This window comes from Sphingomonas parva (ex Maeng et al. 2020) (genome assembly GCF_004564275.1).
GTDB classification, from domain to species: Bacteria; Pseudomonadota; Alphaproteobacteria; order Sphingomonadales; family Sphingomonadaceae; genus Allosphingosinicella; species Allosphingosinicella parva.
Genome location: NZ_SPDV01000069.1, coordinates 16,302 through 38,962, shown reverse-complemented (window position 1 = coordinate 38,962; position 22,661 = coordinate 16,302). Strand labels below are relative to the sequence as shown.

The 22,661-nt window shown below is 68.8% G+C and carries 20 protein-coding genes and 1 pseudogene; 10 read left to right on the top strand and 11 right to left on the bottom strand.

The window, feature by feature from the left end:
* Nucleotides 1-419 precede the first annotated feature (419 nt).
* Entirely contained in the window at nt 420-848 is a 429-nt protein-coding gene (locus tag E2493_RS19725; RefSeq protein ID WP_135090311.1) for a response regulator, read from the top strand.
* A 114-nt stretch (nt 849-962) separates the two neighbouring features.
* Here E2493_RS19725 and E2493_RS19720 read toward each other — a convergent pair whose 3' ends face one another.
* Complete coding sequence (locus tag E2493_RS19720) at nt 963-2,105, bottom strand: aromatic ring-hydroxylating oxygenase subunit alpha (protein WP_135090309.1); 1,143 nt, start codon at nt 2,103-2,105, stop codon at nt 963-965.
* A 107-nt stretch (nt 2,106-2,212) separates the two neighbouring features.
* Between E2493_RS19720 and E2493_RS19715 the strand changes: the two genes are divergently transcribed.
* Entirely contained in the window at nt 2,213-3,931 is a 1,719-nt protein-coding gene (locus tag E2493_RS19715; protein WP_318531715.1) for an AmpG family muropeptide MFS transporter, read from the top strand.
* A complete protein-coding gene (locus E2493_RS19710) occupies nt 3,931-4,689 on the top strand; it encodes a hypothetical protein (protein ID WP_135090307.1) in 759 nt (252 codons plus the stop codon). Before E2493_RS19715 ends, E2493_RS19710 begins: the two co-directional genes overlap by 1 nt.
* Nucleotides 4,690-4,693: 4 nt before the next feature.
* Here the strand turns inward: E2493_RS19710 and E2493_RS19705 are convergent, their stop codons facing one another.
* From E2493_RS19705 to E2493_RS19685, 5 genes are all read right to left on the bottom strand, one after another.
* Nucleotides 4,694-6,022 carry a bifunctional folylpolyglutamate synthase/dihydrofolate synthase gene (locus E2493_RS19705; protein WP_135090305.1) on the bottom strand — a complete coding sequence of 443 codons (1,329 nt, stop codon included), beginning with the start codon at nt 6,020-6,022 and terminating at the stop codon, nt 4,694-4,696.
* 91 nt (nt 6,023-6,113) lie between these two features.
* Nucleotides 6,114-6,965 carry an acetyl-CoA carboxylase, carboxyltransferase subunit beta gene (gene accD, locus E2493_RS19700; RefSeq protein WP_135090303.1) on the bottom strand — a complete coding sequence of 284 codons (852 nt, stop codon included), beginning with the start codon at nt 6,963-6,965 and terminating at the stop codon, nt 6,114-6,116.
* A gap of 131 nt (nt 6,966-7,096) precedes the next feature.
* Nucleotides 7,097-7,771 carry an orotidine-5'-phosphate decarboxylase gene (gene pyrF / locus E2493_RS19695; RefSeq protein WP_135090301.1) on the bottom strand — a complete coding sequence of 225 codons (675 nt, stop codon included), beginning with the start codon at nt 7,769-7,771 and terminating at the stop codon, nt 7,097-7,099.
* Nucleotides 7,768-8,112 (bottom strand): hypothetical protein, encoded by a 345-nt coding sequence (locus E2493_RS19690; protein WP_135090299.1) that lies wholly within the window; start codon nt 8,110-8,112, stop codon nt 7,768-7,770. The genes pyrF and E2493_RS19690 overlap by 4 nt, the downstream gene beginning before the upstream one ends.
* Nucleotides 8,113-8,198: 86 nt before the next feature.
* A complete protein-coding gene (locus tag E2493_RS19685; protein ID WP_135090297.1) occupies nt 8,199-10,487 on the bottom strand; it encodes a patatin-like protein in 2,289 nt (762 codons plus the stop codon).
* A gap of 165 nt (nt 10,488-10,652) precedes the next feature.
* Between E2493_RS19685 and E2493_RS19680 the strand changes: the two genes are divergently transcribed.
* The 3 genes from E2493_RS19680 (at nt 10,653) to E2493_RS19670 (ending at nt 14,772) form a co-directional block, all read left to right on the top strand.
* A complete protein-coding gene (locus E2493_RS19680) occupies nt 10,653-11,129 on the top strand; it encodes a septal ring lytic transglycosylase RlpA family protein (RefSeq protein ID WP_135090295.1) in 477 nt (158 codons plus the stop codon).
* Nucleotides 11,130-11,254: 125 nt separating this feature from the next.
* Nucleotides 11,255-13,324: a M13 family metallopeptidase gene (locus tag E2493_RS19675; protein WP_135090293.1), complete on the top strand. Its 2,070-nt coding sequence runs from the start codon at nt 11,255-11,257 to the stop codon at nt 13,322-13,324.
* A 131-nt stretch (nt 13,325-13,455) separates the two neighbouring features.
* A complete protein-coding gene (locus E2493_RS19670; RefSeq protein WP_135090291.1) occupies nt 13,456-14,772 on the top strand; it encodes a serine hydrolase domain-containing protein in 1,317 nt (438 codons plus the stop codon).
* Nucleotides 14,773-14,924: 152 nt separating this feature from the next.
* Here E2493_RS19670 and E2493_RS19665 read toward each other — a convergent pair.
* A pseudogene (locus tag E2493_RS19665) lies at nt 14,925-15,611 on the bottom strand (endonuclease/exonuclease/phosphatase family protein); the annotation flags it as partial.
* 64 nt (nt 15,612-15,675) lie between these two features.
* Complete coding sequence (locus E2493_RS19660; RefSeq protein WP_135090287.1) at nt 15,676-16,008, bottom strand: HPF/RaiA family ribosome-associated protein; 333 nt, start codon at nt 16,006-16,008, stop codon at nt 15,676-15,678.
* A gap of 89 nt (nt 16,009-16,097) precedes the next feature.
* Between E2493_RS19660 and radA the strand changes: the two genes are divergently transcribed.
* The 4 genes from radA (at nt 16,098) to E2493_RS19640 (ending at nt 19,837) form a co-directional block, all read left to right on the top strand.
* Nucleotides 16,098-17,471 (top strand): DNA repair protein RadA, encoded by a 1,374-nt coding sequence (gene radA, locus E2493_RS19655; protein ID WP_135090285.1) that lies wholly within the window; start codon nt 16,098-16,100, stop codon nt 17,469-17,471.
* A gap of 72 nt (nt 17,472-17,543) precedes the next feature.
* The gene (locus E2493_RS19650; RefSeq protein WP_135090283.1) at nt 17,544-18,104 is read left to right on the top strand and encodes a CvpA family protein; all 561 of its coding nucleotides are present in this window, start codon (nt 17,544-17,546) and stop codon (nt 18,102-18,104) included.
* Nucleotides 18,101-19,414 carry a cysteine--tRNA ligase gene (gene cysS / locus E2493_RS19645; protein ID WP_135090282.1) on the top strand — a complete coding sequence of 438 codons (1,314 nt, stop codon included), beginning with the start codon at nt 18,101-18,103 and terminating at the stop codon, nt 19,412-19,414. The genes E2493_RS19650 and cysS overlap by 4 nt, the downstream gene beginning before the upstream one ends.
* 192 nt (nt 19,415-19,606) lie before the next feature.
* Nucleotides 19,607-19,837 carry a hypothetical protein gene (locus tag E2493_RS19640; protein WP_135090280.1) on the top strand — a complete coding sequence of 77 codons (231 nt, stop codon included), beginning with the start codon at nt 19,607-19,609 and terminating at the stop codon, nt 19,835-19,837.
* 15 nt (nt 19,838-19,852) lie between these two features.
* On the opposite strand, the gene E2493_RS19635 is transcribed toward E2493_RS19640, so the two are convergent.
* From E2493_RS19635 to E2493_RS19625, 3 genes are all read right to left on the bottom strand, one after another.
* Nucleotides 19,853-21,658 carry an MEDS domain-containing protein gene (locus tag E2493_RS19635; RefSeq protein WP_135090278.1) on the bottom strand — a complete coding sequence of 602 codons (1,806 nt, stop codon included), beginning with the start codon at nt 21,656-21,658 and terminating at the stop codon, nt 19,853-19,855.
* A gap of 221 nt (nt 21,659-21,879) precedes the next feature.
* A complete protein-coding gene (locus E2493_RS19630) occupies nt 21,880-22,221 on the bottom strand; it encodes a glycine zipper 2TM domain-containing protein (protein ID WP_135090276.1) in 342 nt (113 codons plus the stop codon).
* A gap of 104 nt (nt 22,222-22,325) precedes the next feature.
* Nucleotides 22,326-22,610: a hypothetical protein gene (locus tag E2493_RS19625; RefSeq protein WP_135090274.1), complete on the bottom strand. Its 285-nt coding sequence runs from the start codon at nt 22,608-22,610 to the stop codon at nt 22,326-22,328.
* Between the last annotated feature and the right edge of the window lie 51 nt (nt 22,611-22,661).

Below are 22,661 nucleotides of genomic sequence, written 5' to 3'. Positions count from 1 at the left end.
GTCGCCGCCGCGCGCGGCGCGGCCGTCGTGCCCCCGGGACGGGCGCGCATCACCGCTGCGCGAAGGGCGTTCGTCGCGGCCGCGCGCCGGGCGCTCCTCGCGGAAGCGCGGCGTACCCTTTTCTCCGCCGCGCGGGGATCGGGGATCGCTCGCGCTCGGTTCACGAGCGGCGCGGCCGCCGCTGCTGCCACTGCCGCCGGTGCGCGTGCCGCCGGAGCGTGCGTCACCGCGGCCCCTAACCGGACGCTTCGGCTTGTTCGGATCGGAGGGGCGGCGGGGCGGTCGCAGGGGAGATCTCCATCGTTGAAGCCGGACGGCCGGAAAATCGCGCCGGACCGACCGGCTGCGCTCGGCACCGCAGGCCGCGTCGCTCGTTACGCGCCTACACCGATCACCGGTAAAGGCGAGACGCGCATATAATGCTGTTCGGCAAACGCGAAAGGGCAATCCGCCGTATCCTCATCGTCGAGGACGAGCCTTTGGTCGCCTTCGACAATGAATATTCGCTCGGCGAGGCCGGCTACGAGGTGGTGGCGACGGTCGACACCCTCGCCGATGCGGTGCGCGTACTCGCCGAGCAGGAGATCGATCTCGTCCTCTCCGATATCGTCCTGCGCGGCGAAGGCGACGGCATGGACGTCGCGCGCGCCGCGGCAGCGAAGAAGGTGCCGGTCCTGTTCGTCACCGGCAATTGCCCGATCGAGGCGCGCAGCCTCGGCATCGGCTGCCTGGCCAAGCCCTATAGTGACAAGATCCTGCGCACCGCGCTCAACGCTCTCGACCGCAAGCTCCAGGGTGAGACCGTGAAGCGCCTGCCTGCGGGCCTGAGCTTCTACGAGGGAGTCTGACCGCTCGAACTCCCTCGTCATCCCCGGCGGAGGCCGGGATCCCCGGGAGCGTCCGCACAGCGACCGTCCATGTCGCCCGCGCCCTTCCGACCTGAAGTCCCGGCGTCCGACGCGTCATGGATCGTCGAGCGCCGCCTCCACCGCGTCGTGGAAGTAGCGGATCCCGGTTTCGAGCGTGCCGAGGGTGAGGGTGTCGAGGGCGCCGGATTCGAGCCCCTGCTGGCCGAGCGCCGCGGCCCGGAAATCCTCGCCGCCGAACACGCCTTGGTCGAGCAGCGCCCAGCTCTTCGCCCAATGCTCCTCCTCTTCCTCCGTCTCGGGCGGACGTGGGACGAGCATGAAATCCTCGACCAGGGTCCGGCCGCTCGCCTGCGGCATCAGCACCATCAAATTCACGTAATCGGGGCTGACCACGATCACCGTGGCGGGGAAGAGCTGGTAGGCGAAGGTGATCGCGCCGCGGACCGCGGCCAGATCCTCCGGGTCGACGAGCGCGAGGTGCTCGCTCCGCCCGACCGCCGACCTCTGGTGGCGGCCGATCGTGTCGGCGGCGCTGACGCCGTCTGCGAAGAACCGCCCGATCGTCCGGCTGTGCAGGCGCTGGACGTGGTAGCCCTCCAGGAAGGCGTCCATGATCAGCTTCCAGTTGCCCGCGACGTCATGGATACGCCGCTTGTAAAGATGGTGATCGCCGAGACCGAAGGCGTCGAACTCGGGTGAGAGCGCCTCCGCCTCGGAAAGATCGGCGTTCTCGAAGGCGAACCAGATCAGTCCGCCCGCCTCGCGGCACGGCAGCTCCCTGAGGCCGTGCGCCTGCTTCTCCAGGCCGGGGAAACTGTCCGTGCGCGGCAGGCCGACCAGCGCGCCGTCGAGCGCGTAGCTCCAGGCATGATAAGGGCAGACGAGCCGCGGCGCTGCCATCGCGTCGCAGCCCTCGACAAGCCGCGTGCCGCGGTGCCGGCAGACGTTGAAGAAGACGTGCGCCCGGCCGCTTTTGTCCCGGGTGAGAAGCAGCGGAACGCCGAAGCCGTCGTGCGGCACCGCCATGCCGGAACGCGGCAGCAGCGCCGACGGCGCGATCACCTGCGGCAGCCTGCCGAAGATGGCCGCTTTTTCCGCCGCGAAGCGCACGGGATCCGTGTAGGCGCGCGCCTCGACATGAGTGACCGCCGCGCCATAGGTGCTCTCGCTCCGGGCCACACTCGCCGCGAGCGCGCGCTGCCCCGCCGTCGGGCGTTGCTGGAGAGGCATGTCCATCGCCGCTCATGGTGCGGCCGCTCGGGCCGGAAGGCAAGCGGGGCGGCTTTCCTCGCGCCGCAAAGTCGCTAAAGCTTCGCCACCTCGGAGAACAACGGAGCGAAAGCGTGGCGCAGGCGGAGAAGAAACTTGGCGGCCTACGGCTCCTCGGAGCCGCGCTCCGGAACCGCAAGACCGCGATCATGCTGGTCTTCGGCTTCTCGGCGGGCCTGCCTTTCTCCCTGCTGGTCGGCACGCTCAATGCCTGGCTGGGCGAAGCCAAGGTGGATCTGGCGACCATCGGCATCATTTCCTGGATCGGCCTCGCCTACGCCTTCAAGTTCCTCTGGTCGCCGCTGGTCGACCGCACGCGGCTGCCGGTCCTCGGCCGGCTCGGGCGGCGACGCGGCTGGCTGATCGTTTGCCAGCTCGTTCTGGCGCTCACCTTCGTATCGTTGTCGCTGACCGACCCGGCGCTCGCCATCGGCACGTTCGCGCTGGTGGCGGTGATCGGCGCCTTCGCGTCGGCGACGCAGGACGTGGTGATCGACGCCTGGCGGATCGACGTCGCCGACGAGACGGCGACCGTCGAGATCCTCTCCTCGATCTATCAAATGGGCTTTCGAACCGCGGCGCTCGTCGGCGGCGCTCTGGCGCTCGTCCTCTCCGCCCGGATCAGCTGGCCCGGCGTCTATCTGGTGATGGGCGTCGTCATGGCCGCGACGGTGATCGCCACCCTGCTCGCGCCCGACACGGCGCGGCCCGCCGAGGGCCTGGGCTTTCGCGAGCTGCGTGAGCCCGGCGCCGTCCATCCCAAGCTGCGGGCTACGGGCCTGGTGATCGTCGGGCTCGGCTGGGCCTGGGCGATCGCCACCGTCGCCATCTTCATGGTGCGGATCCTCTCGGTTCAGCCGGGAGATCCGAACCCGCCGAAAGCGAGCGAGTTCACCTCCTCGACCGGGCCCTGGATCATCGCCGCCACGGTCGTGCTCCCGGCGTTGGTCGCCGCCTATTTCAACTGGCTGCGCGCGCGAGGCCGCAACGTTCTTACCGAGGCGGCGCCGGCGACCAGCGGCACGCAGCGCGCGGCGGATCACGCTTATTCGGCGCTGCTCCTGCCGCTCGTCGATCTCGTCGGCCGCCTGCGCTGGGGCGTGATCGTCGCGCTCGGCATCATTCTCACCTACCGCCTCACCGACTCGATCTGGGGCCCGTTCGCCTTTCCATTCTATCTGTCCGAGCTGCAGTACAGCGCCGACGAGGTCGCCTTCGCCTCGAAGGTCTTCGGCGTCTTCATGACCATCGCCGGCATTGCGATCGGCGGCGTCCTGTTCGTCGTCCTCGGGCGATTCCCGACGCTGATCCTCGGCGCGATCGTCGCCGCGGCGACCAACCTCCTCTATGCCGATCTGGCGGCCGGATCGCAGTATATCGATGCCTTTGCGAACACCTTCGGACTCAACGCGATGGGGGTCGATCCCCGCATGGTGCGGCTGATGATCGCCATATCGGGCGAGAACATCGCCGGCGGCCTCGCCGGCGCGGCCTATGTCGCCTACCTCTCGTCGATCGCGAGCAAGGACTATAGCGCGGTGCAATACGCGCTGCTTTCCTCGTTGACGCTGCTCGTCGGCTCGCTCGGGCGCGGCGCGCTCGGGGAAATGATCGAGACGGATGGCTACGTCACCGTCTTCTATGTGACGGCGGGGCTGGGCTGCATCGCGGTGGTCTTCTGCATCCTCGAATGGATCCGCACGAGCTGGCAGAACCGGCGCTCGGAGGCCGCTCCGGAACTGGTGCCTCCCAGCGATGCCGCGCACGCGGTGGTGGGTGACACGCCGGGCTGATGGCCCTCCTCGTCCTCATCCTGGCGCTGCAGCTTTGCTGCGTCGTCCACTGCATCCGGCACGCCTGCAGCCGGCTGTGGATTGTCGCCATCCTCGTCTTCCCGCTGCTCGGCTGCCTGGCCTATGCCTGGTTCGAGATCCTGCCGGCGCATGCGGGACGCCGCGAGGTTCGGGCCGTGAGAGCGGCCATGTCGCGCAAGCTCGATCCGCAGCGCGCGGTCCGCAGGGCGCGCGAGGCGCTCGACATGGCCGACACCGCCGCCAATCAGAGCGCGCTCGGCGACGCGCTGGCGGAGACGGGCGCCTGGGCGGAGGCCGCGGTCCATTACGCCCAGGCCCTGGCGAAGAGCGCCGGCGGGCGCGATCGGGCCTGCAAGGTCAAGCTCGCCCGGGCCGAGCTCGAGGCCGGCAACGCACGTCCCGCCCATGCCCTGCTCGAGGAGCTCCCTCCGTCCGGATCGGCGTCGGAGAATGATCGGGTCACGTTGCTGCTGGCACGAAGCCTCGACGAAATGGGCGACGAGGATCGTGCGCTCGCCCTGTATGAGGACGTCGGCAGCCGTCTTGCCGGTGCCGAGGCGCAGTGCCGCCAGGCGGCGCTGCTGATCCGGGTCGGCCGGTTCGACGAGGCGATCGCCCCGCTCGAGGAGGCCGAGCGGCGCGCCCGCCGAATCGATCGCCTCGAGCGGATGCGCGACGCCGCGATGTACGAATGGGCGGCGCGTACTCTCGCCGAGCTGCGCGCGGCCCAGCCTTGATCGGCTAGACCGGCGGCTGGCCGTTCCGGCGCAGGACGTCGCCGGCGAGGTAGAGCGAGCCCATGATCAGCACGATCGGCGACTGGCTCCGGTCGGCGTCACGGCCGATCCAGGCGAGGGCGCGCTCGACATCCTCCGCCGCGACCGCGCTGATTCCGCTGGCGCGCGCCGCCTGCACCAGGTCAGCCGGCGCGTGACAGTCATGATCGGGGACGGGCACGGCGTGCAGCGTCATCGCCCGGTTGGAGAAGGGCTTCAGCACGCCCGTGACGTCCTTGTTGGCGAGCAGCCCGAAGACGATGTGGAACGGCCGTTCGCTGGGCACGTGGCTGCGGAAGAAGTCGGCGATGGCCCGCGCCGCGGCCGGATTGTGGCCGCCGTCGAGCCAGAGCTCGGATCCCCTCGGCAGGAGCGCGTGAAGCGGCCCGTCGCCGAGCCGCTGCAGCCGGGCCGGCCATTCGGCCCAGCCCATCGCCGCGCGCAATCCCGATTCGCGCACCGGCACCTCGTGCTGGTGGCGGAGCATCGCCACCGCGAGCGCCGCGTTGGTCGCCTGATGCGCGCCTGCCAGGCGCGGCAGCGGCAGCTCGAGCCGGCCGGACTCGTCGCGATAATGAAGATGCTGACGATAGGGCGCCGCCTCCCAACCCTGTCCGCGCGGCAGCCATCTCGCGCCCGCCGCGTCCGCCGCGGCCGCGACGCGTGCGGCGAGCGGCTCGGCATATTGCTGGGTGACGAGCGGAACGCCCCGCTTCGCGATCCCGGCTTTCTCCGCCGCGATGTCCTCGATCCGGCTGCCGAGAAAGGCCTGGTGGTCGAGCCCGAGCTGGGCGATGCCGCAGGCCGCGGGAGAGGGGATGACGTTGGTGGCGTCGAGCCGGCCGCCGAGGCCGACCTCGACGATGCACGCGTCCGCCGGCGTGCGGGCGAAGGCGAGGAAAGCCGCCGCGGTGGTCGCCTCGAAAAAGCTGGGGCCGATGCCTACGCCCGCGTCGAACACTTCCCCGAGCAGCTCGGCGAGAAGCCCGTCATCGATCAGGCTGCCGGCGATCCGGATGCGCTCGTTGAAGCGGACGAGATGCGGGCTGGTGTAGACATGGGTGCTCAGCCCCGACGCCTCGATCGCCGCGCGCAGGAAGGCGCAGGTCGAGCCCTTGCCGTTGGTGCCGGCGACATGGAGCACCGGCGGCAGGCGCCGCTCGGGGTTGCCGAGCCGCGCGAGCAGAGCGGAGATGCGATCGAGGCCGAGGATGTCGGCGCCGGGCGAGAGGCTGGCGAGCCGGTCGAGCTGGCGCTGGACCCGCGGATCGTCGGAGACGGCGCGATCGGCCATCAGCGGCCTTCGCCTTGGGCCGCAACCGCGGTGGGGCAGAGACGGGTCGGCCCCACCCCCGACCCCTCCCGCGCGCGGGAGGGGAGATTGGTCACGCCGCCGCCTTTTCCCGGACCAGATAGTCGGCGAGGGAGGCGAGGGTGGCGCGCAGGTCCTTTCGGTGGACGACCATGTCGATCATCCCGTGCTCGAGCAGATATTCGGCGCGCTGGAAGCCCTCGGGCAGCTTCTCGCGGATCGTCGATTCGATCACCCGCTGGCCGGCGAAGCCGATCAGCGCGCCCGGCTCGGCGATCTGCACGTCGCCGAGCATGGCGTAGGAGGCGGTGACGCCGCCGGTGGTCGGATCGGTGAGCACGACGATGTAGGGCAGCCCCGCTTCGCGCAGCTCGGCGATCGCCACGGTCGTCCTCGGCATCTGCATCAAAGAGAGGATGCCCTCCTGCATGCGCGCGCCGCCCGCCGCGGTGAAGATGATGTAGGGGGCCTGATCGCGGATGGCGGCGCGCACGCCCTCGACGAACGCAGCACCGACCGCGAGGCCCATCGACCCACCCATGAAGGCGAAGTCCTGGACTCCGATCACCACCTTGCGGCCCTCGATCGTGCCGCGCGCATTCTGCAGCGCATCGGTCTCGCCGGTCTGCTGGCGGGCGGCCTTGATCCGATCGGTGTAGCGCTTGGAATCGCGGAACTTCAGCGGATCCTCGCGGACCTGCGGCGAGGGCAGAAGGGTGTAGCCGGGATCGAGCAGCCGCTCGAACCGCGCGCTGGGGCCGATACGGCCGTGATAGTCGCAGCGCGGGCAGACCGAATCATTGTCCTCCCACTCCTTGATGAAGACCATCGCGTTGCACTGGCGGCATTTATGCCAGAGGTTCTCCGCCGTCTCACGCTTGGGCAGGAAGGGGATGGAGTTGCGGACTCGGTTCAGCCAGCTCATGTCGAAATCTCCTGGAGCGTGAGGGCGGCGCGGAGGGTGCCGGCCGCGCAGTCGCGCACGGATCAAGAATATAGGGCGCCGATAGAGCCCCCGGCAGAGGCTTGTCTACCTCCGGACTAAAGCTCGCAGCGTCAGAGCGTCGCCGCGATCGCGCGGGCGGCGAGATCCGGATCCTGTGCCTGGGTGATCGGACGGCCGATCACGAGGATGCTCGCGCCGGCGTCGAGGGCAGCGCGCGGCGTGACCACCCGTTTCTGGTCCCCGGCCTGCGCATCGGCCGGGCGGACGCCCGGAACGACGAAGAAGCCGTCCGGCCAGGATGCGCGGGCGGCGGCCACCTCGTTGCCGGAGCAGACCACGCCGTCGAGACCGGCCTCGCGGGCGAGCCCGGTCAGCCGTGCCACCTGGTCGTGCGGTTCGTCCTCGACGCCGATCGCGCCGAGATCGCTGCGATCGAGGCTGGTCAGCACGGTGACGGCGACGACCTTGGTGCCGAGCGGCGCCGCGGCCTTTGCGTCCTCGAGCATCGCCCGCCCGCCGGCGGCGTGGACGGTGAGGATGGCAGGCTCCAGCGGACGCAGCGCCTGCACCGCCTTGCCGACCGTATTCGGGATGTCGTGCAGCTTCAGATCGAGGAAGACGGGCAGACCGAGATCGGCCATCTCGCGGATGCCCTGGCGGCCGTTGGCGCAGAAGAATTCGAGCCCGAGCTTGATCCCGCCGACATGATTGCGGATGCGCGTCGCGATCGTCTTCGCCCGCTCGAGATCGGGCGTATCGATCGCGACGAAGATCGGGCTGCTCATGCCGTCGGCCAGATCTTGCTGTCGGTCGCGAGCCGCTGCTCGCCATTGTCGACGGAGACCGGCGCCGCGGTCGGCGCGGGCGTGCTGCTCGTCGCCGGCACGGGCGCGGCGTTGCGCTCCAGCGGCTCGAGCCGGCGCTTCAGCGACCAGAGCCGGGCGCGGTAGATCAGCATCGTCGGCAGCAGGCCGAGCAGGAAGAAGCCGATGAGCAGGATCGGCAGCTTCACGTCGGCCACCAGGCCGCCCCAGAGCTTGAGCTCGACGTTCAGCCAATTGGCCTTGGCGACCAGCACGGCGATCACCGCCACCACCACCCAGAAAAGGGTCTTCAGGAATTGCATGTGAGACCGCCTCCCGCGCGCGTCGCCTCCTGCTTATGGCGGCGGCGCGGCCGGCGCAACCGTGTCGCGGCGCGGCGGCGACCGTGTCAGCCGATCTCGCGCTCCAGGTCCTCGAACAATGTGTCGATGCTGGTCAGTCGGGACCGTTCCTCTTCGAGGATCGCCCGGAACGCGTCCCGCTTGAGCGACGCCACTTTGCCGGCGGGCAGCCGCGAGCCTTCGGGCAGCGCCGAAACGGTGATGTCGATCAGGCGATCGGCGCCGTGCAGGCGGCCCCAGAGATAGTCGTTCTCGCGATAGGCGCGGCTGAAGAAGGCGCCGAAACTGTTGAACTGGATGCCCTTCAGGGTCGCCGCTGCACCGCCCTCGCGGATCGCCATCGCGTCGTCCGGCGAGATCCGGTCGACCTTGATCGGATCGAATTCGTCGAGCCCCTCGCCCTGGAGGAGGGGGAGGGTGGCGATGTCGTAGAAGGGGAAGCCAAGATAGGTCAGGATCAGCGAGCGCCGCTCGGGCTTCGGGAAGAGGGCGAGAACCTCGGTGATGCGGGCGTCCGCTTCGTCATCAAGAGCCTTGAGACCCATGCGTTCCGCAAGCGCCGCCATCGCAGCTTCGGCGTCGGTCTCCGCATCGGGAAGCACGTCGCCCTTGAGGTCGGCCGCCGCCGTGTAGCGGCCGATCGTCTCGTAGACGGCCTCGCGCATCTGCTCGATCGCCTCCCGCGGAGCTTCGTCGCGCGCCGCGATCTCCCCCAGGTGCCGGGCGAGGAAGCGAAGCCGGCGGATCCGAAAGCCGAGATCGAAGCTGCGCAGGAAGAGGATCACCTCGGGGCGCGCGCCGGATGCGGTCATCGCCTCGGGCGCATCGAGCTCGCGTCTCCGGATCGCTTTCCACACCGCCTGGCGCACGCGCTCGCGCCGGCCGCGGTCGCCGCCGGTCTGATCGAACAGCAGGGCGGCGATCTCCTCGGCGACGGTGGAGAGCTTGAGATGACCGTAGGCCGCATAGGCATAGCCCGCCTCGCGCGCGGCGAAGTTCTGCGCCTTGGTCCTCCAGCCGGCGAGCCGCGCCGCGGTCGGCCGGAGCAGCAGCAGGGTGGCGCCGAACGCGCGCTCGATCGCGGCCTCGACCTCGGGCCGCATCGCGGCAACGATCCGCCGCAGCCGTCGGATTCGCGACGATCGGCCCTCGATCGCCTCGAGATTGTCGCGGATCGGCTGCTCGCGCGGGATGTCCGAGAGCGCGCCGAAGATGGTGGCGAAGAAGCCCGGCGGATCGCTTTCGCCGCCGCCGCCGAGCCGCACCGACGCCACTCCCGGCTTCGGGTCGATGTAGACGAAGCGGCGATCGACTTCGCGCCGCGCCGGACGATTGCGCAGCGCCCGTATCGCGGGGCGGAACGGCGCGTTGGCGAGCACCGAGCCGTCGATCAGCACCGCCGCCTCGACGTCGCCGATCGCGGAATGGCGCGGGAGCGCGCGGGCGAGGAACGCCGTGCGCTCGGGCCAGTCGCGGTTGCGCCGGGCGAGCTCGGCATCGAGCTCGCCGACCTGGAACGGCGGGAAGGCGCCCGGGAAGCTGGCGGTAGCGCGCGCCGCGAAGGTGAGCTCGGCGGCGTGCGCCAGGCCGCGATCGTCCCCGCCGGGGTCCGAATAAGAGAGGGTGAGGCGGTGTTCCTGCTCCACCACTTCGTCCGGCGAGTTGAGCCGCAGCCGCACCGGATAGCCGTGGAAATCCGTCACGGTGACGAAGAGGTCGAGCGGCTGGTAGACCGGCAGCAGCGGCGGACCGGCGGGACTGGCCGCCATCGCATCGAAAGCGTCGAGGAGCAGCCCGGTGAAGCCGGCGCCGCCGAACGGCGGGGCGAACCAGCGGGCCCGGACGAAATTGGCGAGCTTCGCCCGAATCTCGTCGCGATGCGCCGCCTCGACCGTCTGCTCGACGTTGGAGTTGCGGCGGGCGGAGAGCGCCCAGGCGACCGGTACCGCCGCCGCCTTGGCGATGCGCGAGACGGTGCTTACCTCGGGGTCGAGCAGGTGGTCGACGTCGGCGGTGGTCAGCCACAGATCGGTGAGCGGATCGAGCGAGCGCCCGGTCGAGATCGCCTCGGCGAGGAAGATGGCGTTGATTCCGCCCGCGCTGGCGCCGGCCAGTATGTCGACGAGCACGCGGAGCTCGGTGCCGGCCTCGGCGGCGATGGCCTCGAGCAGGCGGCGGTAGACTGCTTCGCTACCTTCGTCGGAAGCGTCGCGGGCGTGGAAGGCGCGGCTCGCGCGGGCCAGCCGCCACACCTCCTTGGTGATGCCATGCATGTAAACGGCGAGGCTGATTCCCCCGTAACAGACGAGGGCCAGCCGAAGTTCTTTCTCTTGCACCGGTGAAGCGTGGCAGCGGAGCGACGAGTTGTCGAGGCCGAGGGGAACGCAAACGATTCATCCCGGAATCGTTTCACGTCGCCGTAACGAATGGGACTCCGTAACGATCGCCGGCTACCCCGCTGGCATCTGAAACGGCCGAGGGGCTCCAGTATGATTTCTTCGATGCGCAAGGGCGCCGCAACCGCCGCTGTTCTCGCCGGGCTTCTCGCCACGGGACCGAGCTTCGCCGTTGCCGCTGACGCCAGCCGCATCGATACGCTTGCGACCAGTGTCGCAGCATTGGAAGAAGAACCCATCAAGGCCCTCTCGGTTCCTGCCGCGGAAGAGAAAATCGCTGCTTTTGAAGCGATTGGCGGTGGCGAAGCGAGCTATTACGGCGCCGAGCTGGCGGGTAACCGCACCGCGAGCGGCGAGCGCTTCAACCCGTCTGCCCTGACTGCCGCACACCGCACCCTGCCGCTCGGCACCAAGCTGCGCGTGACCAACAAGGCCAACGGCAAGTCGGTCATCGTCCGCGTCAACGACCGCGGCCCGTTCCTCAAGCACCGCGTGATCGACGTCTCGCTCGCCGCGGCGCGCGAGATCGCCATGCTGCGCAGCGGCAAGGCCCAGGTCACGCTCGAGATCGTGCGCGCCTGATCCTCTTTCGGCCGCTATTGGCCGATCTTGCGAGAAATTTTTCCCCCGTACCTGCCGACGCTTCCCAAGGCGGGTAAGCCCGTCTAAGCCGTTCGCTACCAACCTTGGGTGGGGAAAAGTCTTATATGATCAAGTACATGATGTTGTCCGGCGCGGCTGCGCTCGCGCTCGTCGGCTCGGCCGTTCCGGCCGTTGCCCAGCATGCAGGCCACGCTGCTGCGGCGGCGAAGGCTGGCAAGCCCGAGCTCGGGACCTGGGGCTTCGACGTTCAGGGCATGAACAAGGCCGCCAATCCGGGCGACAGCTTCTTCGATTTCGCGAACGGCCAATGGGCGAAGACCACGGAAATCCCTGCCGATCGCTCGAGCTGGGGCGGTTTCGGCGTTCTGCGCGACCTTTCCGATCAGCGCACCCGTGACATCGTCGAGGCTGCGGCCAAGTCGAATGCGCCGGCGGGCAGCGTCCAGCGCAAGGTCGGCGATCTCTACGCCAGCTTCATGGACGAGGCCGCGATCGAGAAGGCCGGCATGGCGCCGCTGCGTCCTTATCTGGCGAAGATCGACGCGATCCGCACCACCAGCGATCTCGCGCGCGCTTTCGGCGAAGCCAATCGGATGGGCATCTCCACCCCCTTCTCGGCCGGCGTCGAGCAGGACCTGAAGAACAACAGCACCTACGCGGTCTATCTCGGCCAGGGCGGCCTCGGCCTGCCGGACCGTGATTATTATCTCGACGATTCCAACGCCAAGTTCGTCGAGGCGCGTGCGAAATATCAGGCGCACGTCGCCAACATGTTCCGCCTCGCCGGCATCGCCAACGGGGAAGCCAAGGCGAAGGCGATCTACGATCTCGAGAAGAAGATCGCGCAGACCCACTGGACCCGCGCCGAATCGCGCCAGATCGACAAGCTCTACAATCCGGTCGCGACCAACGGCATCGCCGCGAAGATGCCCGGCTTCGACTGGGCGACCTACCTCAAGGCGGCCAGCCTCGACAGCCTGCCGCAGGTGATCGCCACGCAGCCGAGCGCGCTCACCGGCGAGGCCAGGCTGGTCGCGTCCGAGCCGCTGCAGACCTGGAAGGACTATCTGACCTTCCGCACCCTCTCGGCGGCCGCCGACATGCTGCCCAAGGCGATCGCGGACGAGAATTTCGCGTTCTACGGCACCACGCTTTCCGGCACGCCGAAGCAGAAGGACCGCTGGAAGCGCGGCGCGGACGTCGTCAACGGCGCGATGGGTGAGGCTGTCGGCGAGCTCTACGTCGCCAAATACTTCACGCCGGAAGCCAAGGCGAAGGCCGACGAGCTCGTCCAGAACCTGATCAGGGCGATGGACGCGCGTCTCGAGAAGCTCGAGTGGATGGCGCCGGAGACCCGCGCCAAGGCGCGCGCCAAGCTTGCCGCGTTCACGCCGAAGATCGGCTATCCGGACAAGTGGCGCGATTATTCGTCGCTCGTCGTCAAGCGCGGTGACGTGGTCGGCAACAGCCTGCGCGCCACCGAGTTCGAATACCTCCGCCAGCTCAACAAGATCGGCAAGCCGGTCGACCGCAGCGAGTGGGGCATGACTCCGCAGACGGTGAACGCCTACGCCAATCCGCTGCTCAACGAGATCGTGTTCCCGGCGGCGATCCTGCAGCCGCCGTTCTTCGATCCCAATGCGGACGATGCGGTGAATTACGGCGGCATTGGCGCCGTGATCGGCCATGAGATCACCCACCATTTCGACGACCAGGGCGCCAAGTTCGACGCCAAGGGGAATCTCGCCGAATGGTGGACTCCCGCCGACGTCGAGCGCTTCAAGGCGATGACCGCCAAGGTCGTGAAGCAATATGGCGAGTACGAGCCGCTGCCCGGCAGCAAGGTCAACGGCGAGCTCACGCTCGGCGAGAACATGGCCGATCTCGCCGGCCTCAACATCGCCTATGACGCCTATCGCCTGAGCCTCAAGGGCAAGGAAGCACCGATGGTCGACGGCTTCACCGGCGATCAGCGCTTCTTCCTCGGCTTCGGCCAGGTCTGGCGGAACAAGTATCGCGATCCGTTGCTGCTCAATATCCTGACCACCGATCCGCACACGCCGGGCCATTTCCGCCCCAACGTCGTTCGCAACTTCGATCCGTGGTACCAGGCGTTCAACGTTCGCGACGGAAAGCTCTACCTGAAGCCTGAAGACCGTATCAGGATCTGGTAAGACGATACGGCTCCGCTAAGGATCGGCCCTGGCTTGATCCCGGCGGCGGAGCCTCGATAGGGACGGCCGGCGGCGCGTTCCGCCGGCCCTCTCATATTGCCACCGGAGTTCGGAAGCTGCCGAAGCGTAAAGTGTTCAAGCCGCTGATCGGCGGCGTCCTCGTCCTCCTGCTCCTTGCCGTCGCCTTCTTCCTGTGGGCCGCGCGGCGCGTCGAGATGCCTGCGGCGGAGCCCGATCGCGGCGTCGGGATCTCGAACGAGCAGATCGCCCGCATCGGCGAGCGCCAGCAGGCGCCGGACAGCGTGATCGACTACGAGCGGCTCGATCGCCGCCTCGCCGCCTTGATGCATGAGGACCGGATGATCGGCCTCGCCGTCGGCATCGTCGAGAACGGCCAGATCCGCTTCCTCAAGGGCTATGGCGTGACCACCGCCGGCACCGAGGAACCGGTTCGGGTCGACACCTTGTTCCGCTGGGCCTCGGTGTCGAAGGGCGTGGCCGGAGACATGGTCTCGCTGCTCGCCGCCGAGGGCAAATTGTCGCTCTACGAGCCGATCGGCAAATATTCGGCCGCCATTCGCCTCCCCGGCGGAATCGAGAATCGTGCGACCGTGGCCAATGCTTTGTCCCACAGCCTCGGGCTCGCCGGCCATGCGTTCGACAACAAGCTGGAGGAAGGCCAAGACCCGCGCATGCTGCGGGCCCAGCTGTCGACCTTGAACCTGATCTGCGCGCCCGGCCAATGCCACGCTTATCAGAACGTCGCTTATGATTCCGCGTCGGACGTGGTCGAGAAGGTGACGGGCAAGACCTACCCGGAGGCGGTGAAGGAGCGGCTGTTCGATCCGCTCGGCATGACCAGCGCCAACATGAGCCGGGAAGGGCTCGTTTCCGCCGCGAGCTGGGCGCGGCCGCACGTCGGCGGCAAGAATTCGAAGCCGGTCGAGGTCACCGAGCCTTATTATCGCGTGCCCGCGGCGGGCGGCGTCAACAGCACCATCAAGGATCTGGCGATCTGGATGCAGGCGCAGATGGGGCTCGCCCCGCGCGTGCTCACGCCGACCGCGCTCGACGCGGCCCAGGCGCCCCGGGTCAACACGCCCGGCGAGCTCGGCCGGATGCGCAAGTTCCGCGAGCGGCTGAAGAGCGCGAGCTACGGCCTCGGCTGGCGCATCTACGATTATGCCGGCCACCATGTGATCGGTCACCGCGGCGGCGTGCGCGGCTATCGTTCGCTGGTGATGTTCGATCCGCAGCTCAAGTCCGGCGTCGTCGCCTTGTGGAACAGCTCGACCAACCAGCCGGGCGGCCTCGAGTTCGAGGTGCTGGACATGCTCTACCGGCTCGAGCCGCGCGACTGGCTGGGCGTCGACGGCCGCACCACGCCGGAGCAGCCTGCTCCGGAAGCCGTCGGCAATAACATGCAGGACGCCGATCAGGGCAATTGAGGCGCTTGGCCTGCTTAGCGCTGCCTGCGCGGAAGCCGGGAATTGACCAGCGCGTCGCGGCCGCGTTGCGCCTGCCGCAACAGGCGCCGCATCGGTCCGATCCTCTCGATCGCGTGCGTCACCTTCTCGGACAGGGAATGGGCGTGGCCGGGGGCCAGCACCGCCCAGACCGGCAGGTGATCCGACGCCCTTCGTGCCGCCGGGCTGATGTGCACGCCGCTCTCGAGGATGCCGAGCCCGTCGGTGACCATGATCCGATCGAGCTGCGCCACCGGACGCCGCGAATGGAAGGAGCGGCCGCATTCCGCGAACCGGCAATGCTGGGCGAAATCGCGCAGGCAGCCGCTGCCGCGGCTCCACTCGTTGAGATCGCCCATCAGCACGGTCGGCAGCGGCGCGTCGCGGGCCTGTATGTGCTCCAGGATCGCGTGGGCCTGGCGCCGGCGCCACAGCCCCGAGAGGTCGAGATGCATGCCGACGACGCGCAGGCTCTCGCCCTTGAGGCGGATGTCGGCAAGGACGGCGCCGCGCGGCTCGAGCGACGGCAGATGGATCAGGGTCTTGTCGACGATCTCCACCGATTTGCGGACCAGGAGCGCATTGCCGTGCCAGCCGATGCTGCCGTCGCGCGCCTCGAACGGAACCGGCTTGTAGTCGCTATGCTCTTCGAGGAGGTGGAACGGGATCGCGCTCGCCCGAGCCCCGAAGCGGCGATCGGCCTCCTGCAGGGCGACGACGTCGGCATCGAGCTCGTTCAGCACCTCGATGGTGCGCTCGGGATTGCGTCGGCGGTCGGTGCCGATCGCTTTGCGCATGTTGTAGCTGGCGACGCGGATCATCGCGTTTCCTGATGGCGGGGCGGGCCACGCTTCGCAACCCGCGCCGGCGTGAGGGCGACGAAGCTCAGGCCCGCCGATCCTCCAGCTTGCCGAGCTGGTGATCGATCGCCCGGACGACCTTCTTCGCGGCGCCGATCACGGCCCGGTCCACGGTATTGCCTTCGTCGATCGCAGCCACCGGCGGAATTCCGTTGATCCGCGCCTCCATCGAGCAGCGCAAATCGGCGTTGCCGCCGCGTGGGCCGTTGACGTCGGAGACGTGCACCTCGACGTCGGTGATCCGTCCTTCGAAGCGGGCGAGGCGCTGGCGGATCTGATCCTCGAGGCGGCTGTCGCGCTCGTTGTCGCTGGGCACCTGATTGTCGGCGTGAATCTGGATGTACAAGTTACTCTCCATCGCTGGCTGGAGGATCAATGCCAGCCGCAGCGCGGTGGTTCCCTCGAAAACGCTGGCTGGGGCGCGGCCGCGCGGCTAACCGTTGCGCGATGGCGAAACCGCGTAAACGTTATGTCTGTCAGGTCTGCGGCTCGGTGCAGAGCCGCTGGCAAGGCCAGTGCCCCGATTGCTCCGAGTGGAACACCCTCGTCGAGGATGCGGGCGCCGTGGTCACGCCTTTCTCGGCCCGCCACAACCTGCGCGGCGGCGGCCAGAGAGTGGAGCTGGTCGGGCTCGACACCGATATCGCGCTTCCGGCGCGCACGTCCACCGGCATCGCCGAGTTCGATCGGGCGCTCGGCGGCGGGCTGGTCGCAGGATCGGCGACGCTGATCGGGGGCGATCCCGGCATCGGCAAATCGACCCTGCTGCTCCAGGCGGCGGCGCGGATCGCGGGGAGGGGCCTCTCGGTCGCGTACATCTCGGGCGAGGAAGCGACGGACCAGGTCCGCCTCCGCGCGCGGCGGCTCGGCGTCGGTGCCGCGCCGGTTCGGCTCGCCGCGGCAACGTCCGTCCGGGACATCCTCACTACCCTGGAGGAAAGTGCGCCGCCGGCGCTGCTGATCATCGATTCCATCCAGACGATGCACAGCGATCTGATCGAGGGCGCGCCGGGGACGGTCAGCCAGGTGCGCGCCTCGGCCGGCGAGCTGATCCGCTACGCCAAGGAGAGCGGAAGCGCGCTGATCCTGGTCGGACACGTCACCAAGGACGGGTCGATCGCCGGGCCGCGGGTCCTCGAGCACATGGTCGACACGGTGCTCGCCTTCGAAGGCGAGCGCAGCCATCAATATCGCATCCTGCGGGCGGTGAAGAACCGCTTCGGCGGGACGGAGGAGATCGGTGTCTTCGCCATGGGCGAGGAGGGGCTGGACGAGGTCGGCAATCCGTCCGCTCTGTTCCTCACCCATCGCGGCGAGGCCGTTTCCGGCGCCGTGGTCTTCCCGGCGCTGGAGGGCACGAGGCCCGTCCTGGTGGAGATCCAGGCGCTCACCGTCCGCCTCGCCAGCGGCGCCACGCCGCGCCGGGCGGTGGTCGGCTGGGACAGCGGCCGCCTCGCAATGATCCTCGCGGTGCTGGAAGCGCGCTGCGGGCTCAGCTTCTCGACTGCGGAAGTCTATCTCAACATCGCCGGCGGCTACAGGATCAGCGATCCTGCGGCCGATCTCGCCGTCGCCGCGGCCTTGGTCTCCGCCCTGTCCGAGCGGCCGGTGCCGACCGAGGCGGTCGCTTTCGGCGAGGTCGCGCTCTCCGGCGAGATCCGGCCGGTCGCCCACGGCGGCCTCCGCCTCAAGGAGGCCGCCAAGCTCGGCTTCGAGCGTGCGCTCGTCCCGGCCTCGCTCAAGGAGGACAAGGCCGGAATGGCCCTGACCTCGTTCCGAAGCCTGGGCGAGCTCGTCGACAGTCTGCTGGGGCGCGGCTGACGCCCCGTCCGTCCCGTCGCGTGCGCCGGACCCACCTTTTCTCCGCCACATTCTCCGATTAGCACCCGCAGCATGACCGCGCTCGACATCATCGTTCTGCTCCTCGTCGGCGGAGGGCTCGTCACCGGCGTCCTGAAAGGCTTCGTCGGCGAGGTCCTGAGCCTTGCCGCCTGGATCGTCGCCATCGTCTTCCTGAAATTGCTGCACGGCCCGACCACCGATCTGCTGGAAGGGCCGGTCGGCACGAGGCCCGGCGCGGCGGTGCTCGCCTTCGCGCTCGTCTTCGGCATCACCTTCTTCATCGGCAAGCTGGTCGCGCGCCAGGTCGGCGGCGGCGTCAAGCGCTCGGTCATCGGACCGGTCGACCGGGTTCTCGGCGGCGGCTTCGGCGCGCTGAAAGGCCTGATCGGCGCGACCCTGCTCTATCTCGGCGCCAACCTCGTCTACGACACGATCTGGGGGCGGGAGTCGACGCGGCCGGAGTGGATGGCCCAGTCGCGCACCTATCCATTGCTCTCGGCGAGCGGCCGCGCAATCGTCGATTTCGTCGAGTGGCGCCGCGGCCGGCCCACGGACCCCAAATACAGGCAGGCGCCGGCGGACGAGGCCGAGCCGAAGAACGAGAGCGAATGACCGAGATCCGCCTTCACGACACGATGGCGCGCGAGAAGCGCCTTTTCGTTCCCGCCGATCCGGCACGGGTGACGATGTATGTGTGCGGGCCGACCGTTTACAATCGTGCCCATATCGGGAATGCGCGGCCGGCCGTCGTGTTCGACGTGCTCGCCCGGCTGCTCCGCCACGTCTACGGCGAGGACAGCCTGGTCTATGCGCGCAACGTCACTGACGTGGATGACAAGATCATCGACGCCGCGCGCCGCGAGGAGGTCGATCCGGGCGTCATCACCCGTCGCTTCGAGGACTTCTATCTCGCCGACATGGGCGCTCTGGGCGTGAGGCCGCCGAGCCTCGCCCCGCATGCGACCGAGAACGTGGCCGAGATGGTGGCGCTGATCGAGCGGCTCGTCGCCTCAGGCAATGCCTATGAGGCGGACGGCCACGTGCTCTTCCACGTCCCGTCCGACCCGCAATACGGCGCCCTCGGCCGCCGCGACCGGGAGGCGATGATCGCCGGCGCCCGCGTCGAGGTCGCATCCTACAAGAAGGATCCGGCCGACTTCGTGCTGTGGAAGCCGTCCGATCCGGGCGTGATCGGCTGGGACAGCCCCTGGGGCCGCGGCCGGCCCGGCTGGCACATCGAATGCTCGGCGATGATCGAGCGCCACCTCGGCCCGACCATCGACATCCACGGCGGCGGGCTCGATCTGATCTTTCCGCACCACGAGAACGAGCTCGCCCAGAGCCGCTGCGCCCATGGCGGCGCGCCGCTCGCCCGCTACTGGGTGCACAACGGCTTCCTGTCGATGGGCACGGAGAAGATGTCGAAGAGCCTCGGCAACGTCGTCACCGTCGCGGAGCTCCTGGGGGAGGGGCACAAGGGCGAGACGATGCGCTTCGCCTTGCTCTCGGCGCATTATCGCCAGCCGCTCGAATGGACCTCGTCCCTGCTTGCCCAGAGCAAGGCGACGCTCGACCGGCTCTATCGCCTGGCGGGTGAGGCGTCTCCGGGGACGGTGGATCCGGCGGTGCTGGCAGCCCTGACGGACGATCTCAACACGCCGCTGGCGATCTCGCGCCTGTCCGCGATCGACGATCCGGCGGTGCTGAAGGCGTCCGGCCGATTGCTCGGACTGCTCGACGACAGCGGGGCCGCCTGGTTCCAGGGCGAGGGGGACTCGCGCATCGACGGCCTCGTCTCCGCGCGCGCCGAGGCCAAGAAGGCGCGAGACTTCGCCGAGGCCGATCGGATCCGCGCCGAGCTCGCGGCGGAGGGCATTGTCCTGGAGGACGGGCCCTCCGGCACGACCTGGCGCCGCGCTTAGAGCGCGATCGGCTGAGGTGGCAGCGCTTCGCGCTTCCGCCGATGCCGTGAATCGCGCTCTATTCAGATGGTTGAGACCAGTATTCAGGCCTCAGGCTGATTCAGCCTGAGGGGCTCTTGGTGTAGCCGCGCAGGGGTCAGCCGGATACGAGCGCGATTGCCATTCGATCGCTCCATCAGCAAAGCGGATCGAATGAAGGCGAGCGAGCTGCAGGACCTCCTGATTACCTCTTTGGTGCGCACCCGTGGCGGGACACGCCGGCAGTGGCGGATTGCGATCGGCCCCGTGAAGGTCCGGGATCGCGCCACGCACCCCCATTGCAACTGGTCGGTGTCTCCGTCCGGCAGCGCCGCCGAAATATCGGCGATCGAGCGGCTTCTCGACGATGTCCGGCTCAGCCAGCCGTTCGTCACCGCCGGCTGACGCGCCGCTGTTGCGCTAGGCCGGGCTCTGGTCCGCTGCCGGAAACACGATCGAGACTCTCGTGCCCTGTTCCGGCTCGCTGTCGATCCAGACGTAGCCGCCGGCCTGCTTGACGATCCCGAAGACGGTCGAGAGACCGAGGCCGGTTCCCTGCCCGGCCGTCTTGGTGGTGAAGAAGGGCTCGAATGCGCGCTCCGCCACCTCGGGCAGGAGACCGGAACCGGTGTCCGCGACCTCGATCCGGACATAGGCGCCCGCTTCCACGAAAGCGGGCGTGCCGATCGCCCCAGCGGCGGCTTCCAGGCGATCGCATCGCACCACGATCCTGCCGCCGGGAGGCGTGGCATCGCTCGCGTTGACCACCAGGTTCATCAGCACCTGCTCGAGCGAGACGGGATCGATCGTGATCGGAAGAGGCTCCACAGGAAGCTCCACAGAGAATGCCACCTCCTCGCGCACGACGAGTCTCAGCATGCCTTCGACCTCGCGGATCACGGCGGCGGCGTCGATCATCTGCGGTTCCTGGACGTCGCGTCGCGCGAAGGTGAGGAGCTGCCGGGTGAGCTTGCGCGCCCGCTCGGCCGAATTCCTGATCTCCTCGATCGCCTCCTGCGCGTTGCTGTCCGGCGCGACTTGCCGGCGCAGCACCGCCGCGAAGCCGAAGATGGCGGTCAGCACGTTGTTGAAATCATGGGCGACGCCTCCCGCCAGCCGGCCGAGCGCTTCCATCTTCTGCGCATGCTGGAGCTGCTCCTCGAGCGCGCGGCGGGCGCTGACGTCACGGCTGACGCTGAGGACGTGCGGCCGGCCGCGGTAATGGACCGGCACCGCGGTCGATTCGAGCCAGTGCCAGCTGCCCTCGGGATGGAGGTACCGCAGCGTCATCGTCACCTGCTCTCCGCTGACCGCGCGCTCCCAGCAGCGTTGCAGCCACGGCCGGTCTTCCGGTCGGACGGCCTCCTGCAGCATGTCCTGGATCGATCGGCCCTTCAGCGGGGCAGAGGGACTGACGTAGATGGTCCGCCCCTCGGTGTCGTAGAGAGCGATGACGTCGGTCATGTTCTCGGCGATGAAGCGGAACAGCTCCTCGCTGTCGACCAGCGCGTCGTTGACGGTCTGCAGCTGTCGCGTCCGCTGGCCGATCCGACGGGTCAGATCCAGGTTGAGGCGCTTGATCTGAGCACCGGCTCCGACCGCCTGGGAGACCTCCATGACCTGCCACTCGCCGTGGCAGCGTCCGACGGCGAATTCGTGGCTGCTCGCGAAGCGGAAGACCTGGCCGCCGCTCGCGCTGCCCAGGCAATAGCAGCAGAGCATGACCACCTTGCTGTCCTGAAGCTTGCGGTTGATCGTGCATTCGAGATCGGACAGCGCCGCCAGATCGTCGTGCATCATCGAGGCGACCTCACCGGCGACGCGCATCCCTTCGAATCCTTGCGCCAGCGCCTGCTCGAGCTTCTGCTCGAACGTCCGGAACAGCGCGTCGCGCGGGAAGGGCCTCTCCCGGAAGCCAAGGTCCACCGCGCGCGCGATCTCGATCGCCCCTCTGGCGAAAGCCTCTTTCGCGGCGGGCACCAGCCGCTCCATTGCCGCCTGGGCTTCGTCGGGAGAGAGCCGCCCGGAGAGAATCCAGAGGCAGTATTGGCCGTTTTCGAGTGCCGCGCTGAAATAACGGGCGACGACCGCGAGATAATCCTCGACGGTCTCGAAGAAGAGGCAGCAATGCGTGCCCCATAAGACGGGGCCTATGACGGGGATCCCGGAGTCGGTGGTTCCCGCCACTTCGGACGGAGCGCGCGTGTCCGCGTTCCTGGTTGCCATGAGGCTCTCCTCTCCTCTCGCTACGTGCAACGCGCGACGTCGGGATCGGTTGACCTGGCATCGGAACCAGAATGGCGCGGCGGCCGGTCGCAGCCCGAGGATGAACGGCCGGGATTTCTGCGCGGCTGCGCTGACTCGACGCGATCAGCGCTGCACCGGGAGGAGAATGCGGCCGGCCGCGCTGCGCGGCCGGCCGTGCGGCGGGTGCGGACGGTCGGAGATCAGCGGCAGTTGCGATCCCGCGTGAGCGCGCGGCCGCCGAGCGCGCCCGCGGCGCCGCCCAGGATGGTGCCGAGGGTACGATCCCCCCGGCCGGCGATCTCGCGGCCGAGCAGCGCGCCGGCGGCGCCGCCGACGATCGCCCCGGTCGTGCCGGACCGGCAGCGGGTGGCGCGATAGGCGGTACGGCGCTGGTCATAGCGATTGCCGTAATAGGCCCGGGCATGGGCGGAGTTGTTGTAATAGCCATGGGCGCGGCCGCGCGGATGGGCATCGGCCGCGGCGGGGACGGCACTGGCCATGGTCAGCGCGGCGGCGGTTCCGAGGGCGATCTTCCTAAGCATGTTCTACTCCTTTTCACCGCTTGCGCGGCGGGCTCTCCCACTCTCCCGAATCATCCTGGGGCGGCAGCATTGAGTCCTTGCTGAACGCGGCCGTAAGCTGGCGTTCAGCCGCCGGAGCCATCGTGACGCTCCCGGTCGGGTGGCCCGATCCAGCCTTTCGCCCGCGCCGCCGCAGCGAGTGCGGCACAGATCGCGAAGACGAAGCAGGCGACGGCGAACCCGTCTCCGTGCGCACGGAAGTAGACACCGGCGATCGCGGCGAGGAGGGAGAGGCCGGCGAGCAGCCAGGCACCGACCTTGCGCGAAGGGGCGCGCTGCTCGGGCGGCACCAGCCACATGAACAGCAGGAACGGAACCTGAAGCGCGAGCAGGAAGAGCAGGCTTTTCATGCCTCGAGCCTAGAGAGCGAGAAACGGCCGTTCCAGCCCAGCCGCGCGGAG

What these genes read in the sequence shown, in the direction of transcription:
- E2493_RS19705 (WP_135090305.1), bottom strand. Translation starts at nt 6,022, where the DNA reads ATGGCCGATCGCGCCGTCTCCGACGATCCGCGGGTCCAGCGCCAGCTC.
- E2493_RS19690 (WP_135090299.1), bottom strand. Translation starts at nt 8,112, where the DNA reads ATGCAATTCCTGAAGACCCTTTTCTGGGTGGTGGTGGCGGTGATCGCC.
- E2493_RS19720 (WP_135090309.1), bottom strand. Translation starts at nt 2,105, where the DNA reads ATGGACATGCCTCTCCAGCAACGCCCGACGGCGGGGCAGCGCGCGCTC.
- E2493_RS19725 (WP_135090311.1), top strand. Translation starts at nt 420, where the DNA reads ATGCTGTTCGGCAAACGCGAAAGGGCAATCCGCCGTATCCTCATCGTC.
- E2493_RS19625 (WP_135090274.1), bottom strand. Translation starts at nt 22,610, where the DNA reads ATGAAAAGCCTGCTCTTCCTGCTCGCGCTTCAGGTTCCGTTCCTGCTG.
- E2493_RS19640 (WP_135090280.1), top strand. Translation starts at nt 19,607, where the DNA reads ATGAAGGCGAGCGAGCTGCAGGACCTCCTGATTACCTCTTTGGTGCGC.
- E2493_RS19675 (WP_135090293.1), top strand. Translation starts at nt 11,255, where the DNA reads ATGATCAAGTACATGATGTTGTCCGGCGCGGCTGCGCTCGCGCTCGTC.
- E2493_RS19650 (WP_135090283.1), top strand. Translation starts at nt 17,544, where the DNA reads ATGACCGCGCTCGACATCATCGTTCTGCTCCTCGTCGGCGGAGGGCTC.
- E2493_RS19660 (WP_135090287.1), bottom strand. Translation starts at nt 16,008, where the DNA reads ATGGAGAGTAACTTGTACATCCAGATTCACGCCGACAATCAGGTGCCC.
- E2493_RS19680 (WP_135090295.1), top strand. Translation starts at nt 10,653, where the DNA reads ATGCGCAAGGGCGCCGCAACCGCCGCTGTTCTCGCCGGGCTTCTCGCC.
- E2493_RS19635 (WP_135090278.1), bottom strand. Translation starts at nt 21,658, where the DNA reads ATGGCAACCAGGAACGCGGACACGCGCGCTCCGTCCGAAGTGGCGGGA.
- cysS (WP_135090282.1), top strand. Translation starts at nt 18,101, where the DNA reads ATGACCGAGATCCGCCTTCACGACACGATGGCGCGCGAGAAGCGCCTT.
- pyrF (WP_135090301.1), bottom strand. Translation starts at nt 7,771, where the DNA reads ATGAGCAGCCCGATCTTCGTCGCGATCGATACGCCCGATCTCGAGCGG.
- E2493_RS19630 (WP_135090276.1), bottom strand. Translation starts at nt 22,221, where the DNA reads ATGCTTAGGAAGATCGCCCTCGGAACCGCCGCCGCGCTGACCATGGCC.
- E2493_RS19710 (WP_135090307.1), top strand. Translation starts at nt 3,931, where the DNA reads ATGGCCCTCCTCGTCCTCATCCTGGCGCTGCAGCTTTGCTGCGTCGTC.
- radA (WP_135090285.1), top strand. Translation starts at nt 16,098, where the DNA reads ATGGCGAAACCGCGTAAACGTTATGTCTGTCAGGTCTGCGGCTCGGTG.
- accD (WP_135090303.1), bottom strand. Translation starts at nt 6,965, where the DNA reads ATGAGCTGGCTGAACCGAGTCCGCAACTCCATCCCCTTCCTGCCCAAG.